13 protein-coding genes, 1 pseudogene and 1 other annotated feature are annotated in these 13,215 nt (G+C 30.8%); of the genes and pseudogenes, 1 reads left to right on the top strand and 13 read right to left on the bottom strand.

Translation table 11 applies throughout. The features are described 5' to 3' along the window. Nucleotides 1–696 (bottom strand): annotated as a pseudogene (locus tag BR82_RS0109595) (IS1634 family transposase); the annotation flags it as partial. A gap of 575 nt (nt 697–1,271) precedes the next feature. Between BR82_RS0109595 and BR82_RS0109585 the strand changes: the two are divergent. Then, complete coding sequence (locus BR82_RS0109585; protein WP_027090006.1) at nt 1,272–1,565, top strand: transcriptional regulator; 294 nt, start codon at nt 1,272–1,274, stop codon at nt 1,563–1,565. A 205-nt stretch (nt 1,566–1,770) separates the two neighbouring features. Here the strand turns inward: BR82_RS0109585 and ileS are convergent, their stop codons facing one another. The 12 genes from ileS to BR82_RS0109525 all read right to left on the bottom strand — a co-directional run bounded on the left by ileS (nt 1,771) and on the right by BR82_RS0109525 (nt 13,215). Further along, complete coding sequence (ileS, locus tag BR82_RS0109580; RefSeq protein WP_027090005.1) at nt 1,771–4,500, bottom strand: isoleucine--tRNA ligase; 2,730 nt, start codon at nt 4,498–4,500, stop codon at nt 1,771–1,773. Nucleotides 4,501–4,534: 34 nt separating this feature from the next. Beyond that, nucleotides 4,535–4,738, bottom strand: a binding site (T-box leader). After that, nucleotides 4,735–5,166 (bottom strand): DivIVA domain-containing protein, encoded by a 432-nt coding sequence (locus BR82_RS0109575; protein WP_027090004.1) that lies wholly within the window; start codon nt 5,164–5,166, stop codon nt 4,735–4,737. (Overlaps the previous feature by 4 nt.) A 12-nt stretch (nt 5,167–5,178) precedes the next feature. Next, nucleotides 5,179–5,937 (bottom strand): YlmH family RNA-binding protein, encoded by a 759-nt coding sequence (locus BR82_RS0109570; RefSeq protein ID WP_027090003.1) that lies wholly within the window; start codon nt 5,935–5,937, stop codon nt 5,179–5,181. 28 nt (nt 5,938–5,965) lie between these two features. Then, a complete protein-coding gene (locus BR82_RS0109565; protein ID WP_024722649.1) occupies nt 5,966–6,400 on the bottom strand; it encodes a cell division protein SepF in 435 nt (144 codons plus the stop codon). Between the two features lie 160 nt (nt 6,401–6,560). Then, complete coding sequence (locus BR82_RS0109560; RefSeq protein WP_027090002.1) at nt 6,561–6,800, bottom strand: YlmC/YmxH family sporulation protein; 240 nt, start codon at nt 6,798–6,800, stop codon at nt 6,561–6,563. 23 nt (nt 6,801–6,823) lie between these two features. After that, complete coding sequence (locus BR82_RS0109555) at nt 6,824–7,600, bottom strand: SigB/SigF/SigG family RNA polymerase sigma factor (protein WP_027090001.1); 777 nt, start codon at nt 7,598–7,600, stop codon at nt 6,824–6,826. Between the two features lie 48 nt (nt 7,601–7,648). Beyond that, nucleotides 7,649–8,344 carry an RNA polymerase sporulation sigma factor SigE gene (gene sigE / locus BR82_RS0109550; protein ID WP_024722651.1) on the bottom strand — a complete coding sequence of 232 codons (696 nt, stop codon included), beginning with the start codon at nt 8,342–8,344 and terminating at the stop codon, nt 7,649–7,651. Then, nucleotides 8,344–9,081, bottom strand: coding sequence for a sigma-E processing peptidase SpoIIGA (locus tag BR82_RS0109545; protein ID WP_027089999.1), 738 nt, complete (start codon nt 9,079–9,081; stop codon nt 8,344–8,346). Before BR82_RS0109545 ends, sigE begins: the two co-directional genes overlap by 1 nt. Before the next feature lie 82 nt (nt 9,082–9,163). Beyond that, nucleotides 9,164–9,940: a pyrroline-5-carboxylate reductase gene (gene proC / locus BR82_RS0109540; protein WP_027089998.1), complete on the bottom strand. Its 777-nt coding sequence runs from the start codon at nt 9,938–9,940 to the stop codon at nt 9,164–9,166. A 46-nt stretch (nt 9,941–9,986) separates the two neighbouring features. Beyond that, the gene (gene ftsZ / locus BR82_RS0109535; protein ID WP_027089997.1) at nt 9,987–11,081 is read right to left on the bottom strand and encodes a cell division protein FtsZ; all 1,095 of its coding nucleotides are present in this window, start codon (nt 11,079–11,081) and stop codon (nt 9,987–9,989) included. 26 nt (nt 11,082–11,107) lie between these two features. After that, the gene (locus tag BR82_RS0109530) at nt 11,108–12,367 is read right to left on the bottom strand and encodes a cell division FtsA domain-containing protein (RefSeq protein ID WP_027089996.1); all 1,260 of its coding nucleotides are present in this window, start codon (nt 12,365–12,367) and stop codon (nt 11,108–11,110) included. Nucleotides 12,368–12,453: 86 nt separating this feature from the next. Continuing rightward, entirely contained in the window at nt 12,454–13,215 is a 762-nt protein-coding gene (locus BR82_RS0109525) for a cell division protein FtsQ/DivIB (RefSeq protein ID WP_027089995.1), read from the bottom strand.

Here is a 13,215-nt window from a genome sequence, read left to right as displayed (position 1 = left end):
GTTCTTTTCTGGTCCTCTTTTTCTTAAACCCTTTTCTTTTATATTGCCGCTATCATCAATAACGTCATCATCATTATATTCAATTTCAAAATAATAATTGGTACAGTCATAATAACTGGTAGAACAGCTGCGGTCATAGCTGTTACGGGTATTTTCCCAGATAATTCTTTGAATATCAGATTTATATTTATAAAAATAATCAAGACAGCGGTAAATAGAATCTTTGGTAATGCCGTCATCAAATGGTTCAAAGAAATTTTTACGATTTTCATATGTAGATTTTTTTGAAGCCGGATACAGGATTCTGGAGAAGACCTGCAGTTCCAAGTTTTTATTAAGAGAATAATCGATATTGAGTTTTCTTTGTTTGTTTTTGAGAAATTCATTTATCATAAGCTCGTTATAGATACTTTTCAAAGCAACATAGCCAACATTAAAGAGATTATATGAGGAATCGATAGGTGAAGAGAGATCGATATTTAAGTCAATAGAGGAATTATCTTTGACGACGATGGACATAGATTTAGCCAATTTAGAGAAATAATCAATAGGATCGTCGAACTGTTTTGCAAGTTCATCTAGATAACCAACTTTTTTAATAGTACGCTGCTTAGATTTACCATTATCGTCTCTATAAGATTCGACAATAGAAAGAAAGGTCCGACCATTAGAATAAGTACACTTTTTAAGGAACATAAAGAAACACCTCCACAGTAATATTATAGCACATTATGCTACATTATACTACATAAAAAAGTAAATTTCTTGACATAAAAAAATTCCCTGAATACCTGATGTTTATTAGGGGTTAGAGTCGAGGGTATATAATTTTTACTGCGAAACTCGGGAGTAACACATTAGGCGTTAAAAAATCTACAGCACTTTTCATCACAATAAAAGAGCTGCCCCAAATCATTGCCGCTAACACTAATAACAATGAACCTTTAATCTTATTACTCACAATCACTCCTCCAATATACTTGTACATTTTAACATTTTCGACATCTTTCAACAATATCTATTTTAAATTAATTATTATTTCTAATTTTGATAGCATCTTCAAAATATAATTCATCATTCTATTTTTATTTAAAACATTTTAATTTATCAATAATTTTTAATCGTAATATTAATATCAGACAAAAACAATAAATATAGATAAAATCTTCATTTTTTTAATTTTATGTATTTTCAATTGCAAACAGCTCTAAAATATGCAATAATAATTATAAATTAAATAATTATTTTATATTAAGGAGATTGGTAAACATATGATTAATAGTATCGTAGAAGCTTCTAAGATATTCGATTCAACTATTAGAATTCAAATTTTAGCTAGTCTTTCTACTTCCAGCTTAACTTACAATCAATTAAAAAAAGTTTGTAGATGTGCTGATGGAGCAATGACTAATCACACTAGCAAACTTGAACAAGCTGGTTACATAACTGTAAAAAAAGAATTCGTTAATAGACGTCCACAAACTACCTATAGTATCACTGAATTAGGTAGACAAGAGCTTATAGATTTTGTAGACATCTTAAATAAAGAAATTGGGGAGAAATAATTTTAAATAAAAAAATCGATAAGATATATTTTATCGATTTTTTATTTAAATCAAAAAACAATACTATTGAAAATCCTTACTCAATAATGAATAACTAAAAATAAGAGATTTCAAAAATGAAAGTACTTATTAATCATTTAAGAAATCTCTTTTTAAAGTTTAAAATGAAACTTATTAAATCATTATCTTTTTATTTATAATAATTTTAACCATTAATTACATCATGACAACGATGACATAATTCACCTTCCATTTCATCTTCTTCAAAATAATTCCAGCAGCGTGGACATTGATGCCCTTCAAATTTTTCTACCTTAATATATGCACTATCATATTCTTCTAAAGATAAATCATCTACTAGCTCAACTTTAGCAACAATAAATAACTGTTTTAAATCATTTAACATTGAAGCCATATCTTTAAATTCATCTTTTAATGAAATAGTTACTTTAGCTTCCATATTTGATTTAATTACTTTTTCATTACGCAATCCTTCTAACGCTTTTAAAACATCTTTACGCAATAATAAGAAACGATCAAAATATTCTTTTAATTCATTACTATTTTCAATTACTACTTTTTCTACATTCGGTTCTAAGAAAACAGATTCCGCTTTTTGATCATCACAATGAAAATGATCATGCAATTCTTCTGCAGTAAATACTAATACTGGTGAAATCAATTTCATCATAGTTTTAGCATGGTAATACAATACTGTTTGTACTTGTCTTCTGCGTAAACTATCTGCTTTTTCAATATAAAGAATGTCTTTAGTAAAATCCATATAGAAAGAACTTAATAAATTAGTAAAGTAATTTAGAATCTGTTGATTAGCATCAGCAAAATCATAATTATCATAAGCTTGATGATATCCATCAATTAAATTATTTAATTCTACTAACATATATTTATCAACATCAGTTAATTTTTCAACCGGTACTAAATCAGCCTGTTTAAAATCATTTAAGTTTCCAAGCACAAAACGCATCGTATTTCTGATCTTACGATAGTTTTCAGAAATCTGTTTCATGATTTCATCACTAATACGTACATCCTGCTGATAAGCTACTGATGTTGCCCATAATCTTACGATATCAGCACCATACTGGTTAACCAATTTAATTGGATCGACTGTATTACCTAAAGACTTAGACATTTTATTTCCTTTACCATCTAAAACAAAGCCATGTGATAAAACTGTTTTATATGGTGCACAGCCATGAGCCGCAGTACCAACGATCAATGATGAATTGAACCAGCCACGATATTGATCACTTCCTTCAAAATATAGATCTACTGGATATGGGTATCCTCTTTCTAACATACATCCAGTATGACTTGATCCAGAATCAAACCAAACGTCCATGATATCTTTTTCTTTTTTAAAGATACCATTTGGTGAATGTTCATTCGTATATCCTTCAGGTAATAAATCTTTTTCATCACGCTCAAACCAAACATTTGAACCGTATTTTCTAAATAAATCAGAAATATGTTTAAATACTTTTTCTTCCATGATTGGTGTACCATCTTCACAATAAATAATTGGAATTGGTACCCCCCAAGATCTTTGACGAGAAATACACCAGTCACCACGTTCTTTGATCATATTATAAATACGAATATGACCCCATTCATTTAGCCAGTTAACTTTATCGATTTCATTTAATAATTTATCTCTAATTTTATCTAATGAACAGAACCATTGATCAGTTGCTCTAAAGATAATTGGTTTTTTAGTTCGCCAGTCATGGGGATAACTGTGAGTAATAAATTCAAGTTTTAATAAAACTCCTAATTCATCAAGTTTTAAAGTTACTGTTTTATTAGCAACATCGACATATTGACCTTCTAACCACTCACCGCAATCAGCCATCATGCAGCCATGTTCATCAACATTACAATAAGCTGGCAATCCATATTTTTGACCAACAAAGAAGTCATCAGCCCCAAATCCTGGTGCTGTATGAACACATCCAGTACCAGCTTCAGCAGTAACATGATCACCTAAAATAACTAAAGATTCACGATCATATAAAGGATGTTTACAAGTGATCATTTCTAATTCTTTTCCTTTAAAATGATCAATCACTTGATATTCTGTAATTTCAAATTTTTCCATCAAAGAATCAACTAATTCCTCTAAAACGATCAATTTACCCTTATTTGTTTCAACTAAAGCATAGTTATACACTTCATTTAAACAGATGGCAAGATTGGCAGGAATTGTCCAGGGAGTAGTTGTCCAAATAACAAAATATGTATCATTGTCTAAGATTCCTTTGCCATCTTTAACTTGGAATTTTACGAAAATAGTTGGGCTTTTGATATCATGATATTCAATTTCAGCCTCAGCTAAAGCTGATTCACTTGATGGTGACCAGTATACCGGCTTCAACCCTTTAAAAATCAAGCCATCCATTGCCATTTTAGCAAATACATCAATTTGATTAGCTTCAAACTCTGGCATTAAAGTTAAATATGGGTGTTGATAATCAGCAAATGTTCCCATTCTGATCAATTGTTCTTTTTGTTTGTTAACTTGTTCATGAGCATACTCATCACATTTTTTTCTAAATGCAGCTGTAGACATTTCTTTACGATTAACACCTAATTTTTGAATAGCATTTTCAATAGGCAAACCATGAGTATCCCAACCAGGAATATATGGTGTGTAACGCCCTTCCATGTTATTGTAACGACAGATTACATCTTTGATGACTTTGTTTAACATATGTCCCATATGCATATTTCCATTAGCATATGGTGGCCCATCATGGAAAACAAAAGCATCTTTACCCTCATTTTGTTTAATAACCTTTTCATACATGTTTGCTTCTTGCCAGCGACTTACATACCCAGGTTCTTTTTTAGGAAGATTCCCACGCATTTCAAAGTCTGTTTTTGGCATTAATAATGTGTCTTTGTAATTCATTTTTTCTCCTCCATAAAATTAAAAAACGCCCTTATAAAAGGACGAATATTTCGCGGTACCACCTTAATTCGTATTTTTCAATACGCACTTTAAAATCTTAACGCGATCAACGGCGACCTCTACTTGAGTTCAAGGCGCTACTCCAGAGTGATTCATTATAATAATAGTTACTGATTTACACCAGCCATCAGCTCTCTATAAACATCTTATTATAAACTGTCTCTTTCATCGTATTTATTCATCTTCATCTTCTTCATTAATTAGATTAAAGACTTCCGAATTATCGATCGTATCTAAGATATCCTGTGACATCTTTTGAACCGATGAACGGAATTTAATTGCCTGATCTTTAAAATCATTCATTTCACCTGAAAGTGAACGTACATAATCTAATGATTCTTTTAAAATCATATTAGCATTACGTTTGGCTTTATCAATTAAAGCACTAGCTTCTTTTAAAGCTAAACGAGCTATCTCTTCATTTGTCTTTTCAGTAATGTTGACACGATGCTGCAATAAAGAGTTTTGCTCTTTGGCATGTTCAAGTTCATTCGTTAAAGTGGCTACCTGCCTTTCTAACTTATTGATTTGATCTTCATAATCAATCATCAAATTATCAACTGTCTGCATGTCATAGCCTCTAAACTGCTTTTTTATTTCTTTCATCGTCTCACTCCCTTACTTATAAAAATACCCTTCTACAACATAATTATCCTGTTTTGTTCTTCTTTTTGTATCAACAAACCTAACACGACCATAACGTCGAAGCGATATCACATCACTATTATTACACAAATAACTTATTTCTTCAACTTCTTTGTGATTAACTTTTACAAAACCTGATCGAATATAGCTTACTGCTTTGTTTCGCGGCAAGCCGTAAAAACTACTAACTACCTTATCAAGACGAAACGAAGAAATAATAAAAGTTTTACTTGCATACTGATGAACGATCTCAATTTCTTCATCAGATAAAGATAATTTTACCTTGCTTTTTTTTATCATCGTAAGATTATCTTTAACATAATCATAAATTTTTAAATCCATCGCAACATAAAAATCATCATTATATTCGTAAATATCCCCAAACAACTCTCTTTTAATCCCTAAAGACATTAAAGCTCCTAAAATATCTCGATGGCCTAATTTACCAAAAGGTTTCGCATATGTAATTTTAGCCAACGCTATTTCAAAATCAGCTTTTTCAATTTGATAAAATGATGGCGCAATAATTAGTCTTTTAGCTTCACTATTAACTAAACCACCATCTTCTAAGACAATTAAATCATCTGATTTACCAATAATACTATAAACAATTGACTGATGATATGGGTTTAAAAACTTTGTTAAAACAATTTTCTGTCGATTTAAAGCCTGATCTTTAAATTCCAGAATCTTTTTAACAAAAACTTCTTCACCTTTAAAATGTTCCAGCATAATTAAAAAGTATTAGTTAAACTAATACTTATAATTCTTCTGAGTCCTCTTCATCTAAATCAATTGTTCCAGAAACACCAATATTTTTAGGTGTGCATAAAAATATTCTAGGTCCGATCCGTTGAATATCTCCTTCAATTGCAAAGATTACCCCGCTTAAGAAATCTACAACACGTTTAGACTGCTCTTTTTGTAAACGATGTAGATTTATTACTGCAGCTTTTTTCTGTTTCAAATAATTAGCAATATCCTGTGTTTCTGCAAAAGCTCTTGGTTCAAATAAAATTAATTGACTATCTTTATTAGCATTTAATGCTTTAATGGCATCACTAGTTTTTGAAAATTTAGCTTGTTCAAATAAACTGGTTTTAGGCTCAGTATCGATTTCTACTTCATCATATTCTTCAACTTCATCACCGTCTTCATCAAAGAACCATTTTTTTACTTTTTGTCCGTATCCCATGAAGTAATCCTCCTTATTCTATTACCAGCCCATTATAGCACAAAAAAACGTATCATAAAAGCATAATTGACGCCTCTCTTCTAAAAAAACTTAAATTCACATTATTTATATATAAAAAAGACAACATAATTTCAAATAAAATTATATCGTCTTCAAATATTTATGGTTCAAGCGAAACTAAAATAACATCACCACCAATACTTACAACACAATCAAAAGGAATAACAATACATGGTGCTTCTTTAAAAAAACAAAACAATTTAAAAAAACTATATTTTTCTACAATTATTGCCTGAATACTTCTAGTACACCAGTCAATTTCAATATCACTAATAAAACCAACTTTACAGCCATCAACTACATTGACTACATCTTTAGATTGCAGTTTTACAAATCTCATCAAATCACCATTAAAATATATGCTTATTTTAGGTAATTATGTAGATTGTTTAACGCCTTTTTTTCAATTCTTGATACTTGTGCTTGTGAAATAAATAATTCTTTAGCTATTTCGCTTTGTGACAGTCCTTCAAAATATCGCTGTTTTATTACCTGATGTTCCTTTTGATCAAGTAATTTCAATGCATCATACAAATCAATCTTTTCATTAGTTCTTGATATAACTGTTTTATCATCACTTAGAGAATCAATCATCTTTAAATTATTACCATCATCATTTTTCACTTCTTCTTGTAATGAAGCTACACTATTAGTTGATAACAGAGCTTCAATGATGATATTTTGCTCAACATCTAATTCATCAGACAATTCTCTAATTGTCGGTTCGCGTTTTAATTTAACCAAATACTGATCTTTTACTTTCAGTATTTTATAAGCTAAGTCCCGAATTGATCGTGATATTTTAATTTGGTGATTATCACGTAAATAACGCTTCATTTCACCAATGATCAATGGGACTGCATACGTTGAAAACTTTAAACCATAACTAGTATCAAAGTTTTCAATAGCTTTAATTAAGCCAATCATCCCAACTTGAAACAAATCATCACTACTATCATTTCTACCATAGAAACGTTTTGTCATAGAAATAACCAGTTTGGTATTATCATTAACTAATATCTCTTTGATTTTAGGATCTTTAGTCGCCTGATAACGATCTATTAATCTATATGTTTCTTCAGTTGTAAGTTTCTTTTTTGGTTCATGATAACCATTTATAATAACTTGATAATTGTTCATATTTGCCTTCTTTCACCCTTATTTTTAGCAAATATGACAAATTTATACTTATTTTATTTCATTATAATTTAATTTATTTCTTAATTTTTTTATAATTTTCTTTTCCAATCTTGATATATATGATTGTGAAATTCCCATCATTTTAGCCACATCTTTTTGTGTCAGTTCATCATAATTCATCAACCCATATCTAAACATCAAAATCTCTTTTTCACGTTTTGATAAATCTTTAAAAGCTTCATAGAACATCGTTTTTTGATCACTTTGTTCCAATTCATTTTTAACAATATCACTATCAGTACCAATAATATCTGATAACAGCAGTTCATTACCATCATAATCAATATTTAGCGGTTCGTCTAAAGATATTTCATGTCTTAACTTATTATTCTTTCTTAAAAACATCAAAATTTCATTTTCAATACAACGTGATGCATAAGTCGCTAATTTAATATTTTTATCAGCTTTAAAAGTATTGATTGCTTTCACCAAACCAATCGTACCAATACTGATCAAATCTTCGATTCCACCATTTTGACTAGTATCATATCTTTTAGCAACATAAACTACTAAACGCAAATTATGTTCAATCAACAAATCACGGGCTTCACTATCACCTTTAGATAATCTATCTAAAGCTTCTTTCTCTTCTCCATTTTTAAGCGGTGGCGGTAAAATATCATGTCTCCCGATATAATAAAGATACTTAGTTTTATTTAATAATTTTAAAATAAATTTTATCACTACAAAACTCCTCCCATTAATGCCTTATTTAATAAACAATCATAATGAATCCCAGTAATAATTCCTGCATAAACATCTTCTAAGACTTGATTATTGATGACTAACTGTTCAACTTTAATTATTTCAATCAAATCACTTCTTAAATCATTCAGTTCTAAAATATCGATCATCTCATACTGTTCTATTATCCCCGTTTTTATCAAAATTAGTGGAAAACCTTCATAATAAACTTCATTTCCACTATCCAAAAAACCATCAAATAAATATTTCTGGCCTTGATAACTTAACTCAATTGGATATAAATAACTATTAATTCTTACTTTTCGACGCAAATAAATAATAAACATCACCTGCATCAAAACAACTAATAAGCTAATTACAAATAACATCATTCCACTCGATTTTAATGGTGTGATCAAAATACCATTATAAATAAATGCCTCAGGGATAAGAGAACTAGCAAAAAATAAAATTGAAAAATAAATAAAAATAAAGCTGGGATAATATAAAAACATCTGTTTATGAAACAAACAATAAAAAATTACTAACCAAACAACCAAAATAAGCCAATTATATTTATCAACATATAATAATAAAACAACTAAACTCAATAAAAAACTTTGTTTCAACACCTCTAAATAAGTCATCTCTTTACTAAGTAATATTCCCATCATTTCTAAGGCTGCTAAAATAATAAAAAAATTACTTATATAAGTAAACTCTATATATACCTCCATCTCTTCACCCCTTAGATATCATAGCGCTTCTAAGTTTAAAAATATGTCAGTAAAAGAAAAAGTATCCTAAATAAATAGGATACTAATTCGATTCCTTTATCGCTTTAAAGACAGCATTTCTAAAACCATTTTCTTCTAATGTTTCCACACCTTTGATCGTAATCCCGCCTGGTGAACAAACTTGATCTTTTAAAATACCGGGATGAAGTCCAGTCTCTTTTTGCATCATTCCAGAACCAATCAAAGTCTGACTAGCAAGTTTATAAGCAACATCACGTGGTAATCCCAAGCTTACACCACCATCTGCCATTGCTTCAATAAACATATATACAAATGCTGGTCCACAGCCGCTAATACTTCCACCAGCTTTCATTTGATACCCTGGTAGTATCACTACTTCACCAATACTCGAAAACATCGCTCTAGCAAACTCTAATTCTTCTTTTGTCAATGAATTTTCTTTTTCAAATAAGGTCATTCCATTTAAGACTAAGGCTGGTGTATTGGGCATGATCGTTAAATGACGCGTTGCTGGTAACAATAATTCATTATATTTATCATTATTATATCCCGCAACGATTGAAATAACGGCTTTATTTATCATATTGTTTTTTATTTTAGCAATAACTCCGTCAACAATATTAGGTTTAACAGCCATAACTACTAAATCTACCTTATCAACCAATTCACTTTCGCTACTGCAACATTGAATTTGATATTCATCATTCATTTTCGATAATTTTGTTTGATCAATATCAAAAGCATAAACATTTTGGCCCTCAATAAAACCACTTTTAATAATCCCCCCAGCAATCGCACTAGCCATATTACCCATACCGATAAAACCAATCTTTTTCATTTTATATCCCCCTTTTTAATAAAATAAGCTAACGATGTTAGCTTATTTAAATTCTTCTATTTTTGATAAACGCTGGTGGAAAATCTCCATCATCGTCATCATCATCCGTATCAAAACGTGCAGATAATGGGACAACATCCTCACTACTGCGTGATTTTAACATATTAGCACGTTGCTCAAATTCATCTTCTTTTTCTTCTTCAAAACCAGTTGCAATTACAGTAACGATAATATCATCATCTAAATTGTCATTAATTGCAATACCTAAATATGTATTAATATCATCGCCAACTTCTTGAGAAATTGTTTCCAAGGCAATATTAGCATCAAATAATGAAATATTTGGTCCCCCTGTTACATTGATGATTGCATCTTTAGCTCCAGCCACAGAAACTTCTAATAAAGGTGAAGAAATAGCCCGCTTAGCTGCTTCTTTAGCTTTATCATCACCAGAAGCCATCCCAATACCAATCAAAGCATTACCACGATTTTTCATAACTGCTGAAACATCAGCAAAGTCAAGATTGATAAATGCTGGAATCGCAATTAAGTCAGTAATCGTCTGAACCCCTTGACGTAAAACATTATCAGCCTCTCTAAAAGCTTCCTGCATTGGACGACCACCGATCAACTGTAACAAACGGTCATTTGATACTGTAATAATTGAATCGACATTAGCACGCAACTCTTCAATTCCGGCAATTGCCTGTTTCTTTCTTTTCATCCCCTCAAAAGTAAACGGTTTAGTGATTACCCCTACTGTCAACGCCCCTAATTCACGAGCAATTTTAGCAAAAACAGGAGCAGCACCAGTTCCCGTTCCACCACCCATACCAGCAGCGATGAACACCATATCAGCACCTTCAAGAACTTGACGAATATCAGCCTCTGATTCAAGAGCTGCCTTTTTACCGATTTCTGGTTCTCCACCAGCTCCTAATCCTTTAGTCAAATCACGACCTAATTCAATTTTATTTTTAACTGGTGAACGTTTCAATACTTGTAAATCAGTATTAGCGACATAGAATTCAACTCCTTCTACCCCTTCTTCAACCATTCGATTTACAGCGTTGTTACCCCCGCCACCAACACCAATTACTTTAATTCGTGCTACTTGTTCAAATCCTAATTCTTCACTCATGATAACTTGTTTCCTCTCTTTTTATATTAATCTTCACTAAAAAACGAATCTAATAACTTTGATACTTTGCCATTTTGATTTTTAGGTGCTGTTTTGGTTAGACCCTTAAACCTAATTGACATCGTACTTGTAATATCTGGTAAAACCAGTGATGGTGTATATTCACCAATAATTTGTTTTCTTTCCATTAAATAATAAATCATTCCAATTGCTGCCACTAATGACATGTCACGAGCCCCAATTGTTTCTGGACGATAAATTCTAACTGGACACCCTAGCACTTCGCTAGCAATCGTATCAAGCATTTCTAACTCACCGCCACCTCCGACAATTAAAGTTTCATATTTACCACCATCATCGATCACAGCAATTTTTTCTTTAATTTTATTCATTACTACATATGCAGTTTCATTTAATAAATCTGCAAGATCCTGTTGCGTATAATCATGTTTTTTTCCATCAATAACAGTAGTATGAATAATATCATTTTGCCCCTTAGTAATATCTAATGAGCCATACTTGATTTTATAAGCTTCTGCCTGATTCATCGAAATTTGCATATTTTGAGCAATATTTCTAGTGAAATCATACCCTCCAACCTGACATACTGTCAAGTATTGTAAATATCCATCTTTATAAAACGACACTGTCGAAGTCTTATAACCCATGTCAATTAAGATGGCTCCTTCTTGAAGATACACTGCATCAAAGGCCTCTTTAGCACAGGCAAAAGCATTAATAGTAATATCAAGTACTTCGATTCCACATTTTTCTACTGCCGTAATGTATGGATAAAGCAATTCTTTACTAGTTGTAATAACTAAAGAATCAACAATAAGATTTCTCGAGACTTCTCCAATTGGAGCTTCGATCGTCGCTCCCTTATCACTATGATATCTAACTGGAATGATCGATACTACTTCTTCATCTTTAGAGCGTTTAAACTTGGATGATAAACGCAATACTCTAACAATGTCATCACCAGTAATCGTAGAACCAGCTTCTGAAAGACTGATACTACTATCACTTTGATATAATTTAGCTTTTATCGTTGGGATCGTTAAAGCAACGCTTGTAATCTTAGTTTCCAAAAAAGCCTCTGCTTCATCAATCACTTTTCGTATATCTCTTGTTAAGATACGGTCATCTTCAATAATTCCCTTTTTCACGCCATGACTAGGAATCGTTTTAACAAATAATACATTTACATTAATGTTACTTATTTCGGCAACAAGAAACTTTAATGTTGCGCTACCAATGTCTAAAACAGCGTAAATATCTTTCATCACGTATCTCCTTTTCTTAATATATACACAATTCTAGCATAAAACCAACTATTTTTAAACTCCTTTAATTATCATAAATAAAAAAATTACTTACTACGATACACATATTTACCTAAAAAATCATAATATTTATCATCTGGGTATTTTTCCATTAATGAAGCATAATTATTCCCTTTTAACTGCTCAGCCATATCATCATAACGTAAATATAATATTTTAGCATCGTCCATAATAAATTCGCAGCGGGTTTCATCTGCTGATAACGGTGCATAATTTATATCTGAAATCTGATTGATAACTTGTGAAGGCAGTTTGATAAATTCTTTACTAAATTCCTCTAAGTGTTCATAATCAAAATTATTCAAGCGTGGACAACGCTGGACATAACTTACATATTTACCAGCTTCATCTTTTATGATTCGCCCTGTTTCATCAACAACATATAACACATTATCGATCGTGCATTGGGCAATCGGATCTGCTTCTACTATCTTAATCGTAACATCACCAAATAAATTTTTAGAAACACGAGCACTTTTTACTAAAGGAACTTCTTTTATTCTTGAAACGATCTCATCAGTATTTGTAAAAAAAGTATAATCCTGATGCAGATTAATTTTGGCAGCATCGATAATTTCTTGACGTTCTACCCGATTATTACCACTAACAGTAATCGATTTTAAACGGCTATAATCACTCATAAAAAAGGCAATAATCAAAATAATAATTAAAATTATCAATAATATTTTTAATCTTCTTTTTCTACGTTTTACTTTTCTCTTTTTTAAAATTGCTTTAACTTGATTACGATCATAGTCATTATAAATTGTCTGCTGCTTTCTTGCCAT

The sequence above is a fragment of the Thomasclavelia saccharogumia DSM 17460 genome (assembly GCF_000686665.1).
Lineage (GTDB): Bacteria > Bacillota_I > Bacilli_A > Erysipelotrichales > Coprobacillaceae > Thomasclavelia > Thomasclavelia saccharogumia.
Note: the sequence above shows the minus strand (reverse complement) of the source record. Positions and strands in the feature narration are given on the sequence as shown.

Bases quoted from the DNA above. Each gene is read 5' to 3' on its own strand.
- BR82_RS0109570 (WP_027090003.1), bottom strand. From the start codon at position 5,937: ATGCTGGAACATTTTAAAGGTGAAGAAGTTTTTGTTAAAAAGATTCTG.
- ileS (WP_027090005.1), bottom strand. From the start codon at position 4,500: ATGAATTACAAAGACACATTATTAATGCCAAAAACAGACTTTGAAATG.
- BR82_RS0109530 (WP_027089996.1), bottom strand. From the start codon at position 12,367: ATGAAAGATATTTACGCTGTTTTAGACATTGGTAGCGCAACATTAAAG.
- ftsZ (WP_027089997.1), bottom strand. From the start codon at position 11,081: ATGAGTGAAGAATTAGGATTTGAACAAGTAGCACGAATTAAAGTAATT.
- BR82_RS0109555 (WP_027090001.1), bottom strand. From the start codon at position 7,600: ATGAACAATTATCAAGTTATTATAAATGGTTATCATGAACCAAAAAAG.
- BR82_RS0109565 (WP_024722649.1), bottom strand. From the start codon at position 6,400: ATGGGATACGGACAAAAAGTAAAAAAATGGTTCTTTGATGAAGACGGT.
- BR82_RS0109575 (WP_027090004.1), bottom strand. From the start codon at position 5,166: ATGAAAGAAATAAAAAAGCAGTTTAGAGGCTATGACATGCAGACAGTT.
- BR82_RS0109525 (WP_027089995.1), bottom strand. From the start codon at position 13,215: ATGGCAAGAAAGCAGCAGACAATTTATAATGACTATGATCGTAATCAA.
- BR82_RS0109585 (WP_027090006.1), top strand. From the start codon at position 1,272: ATGATTAATAGTATCGTAGAAGCTTCTAAGATATTCGATTCAACTATT.
- proC (WP_027089998.1), bottom strand. From the start codon at position 9,940: ATGAAAAAGATTGGTTTTATCGGTATGGGTAATATGGCTAGTGCGATT.
- BR82_RS0109560 (WP_027090002.1), bottom strand. From the start codon at position 6,800: ATGAGATTTGTAAAACTGCAATCTAAAGATGTAGTCAATGTAGTTGAT.
- BR82_RS0109545 (WP_027089999.1), bottom strand. From the start codon at position 9,081: ATGGAGGTATATATAGAGTTTACTTATATAAGTAATTTTTTTATTATT.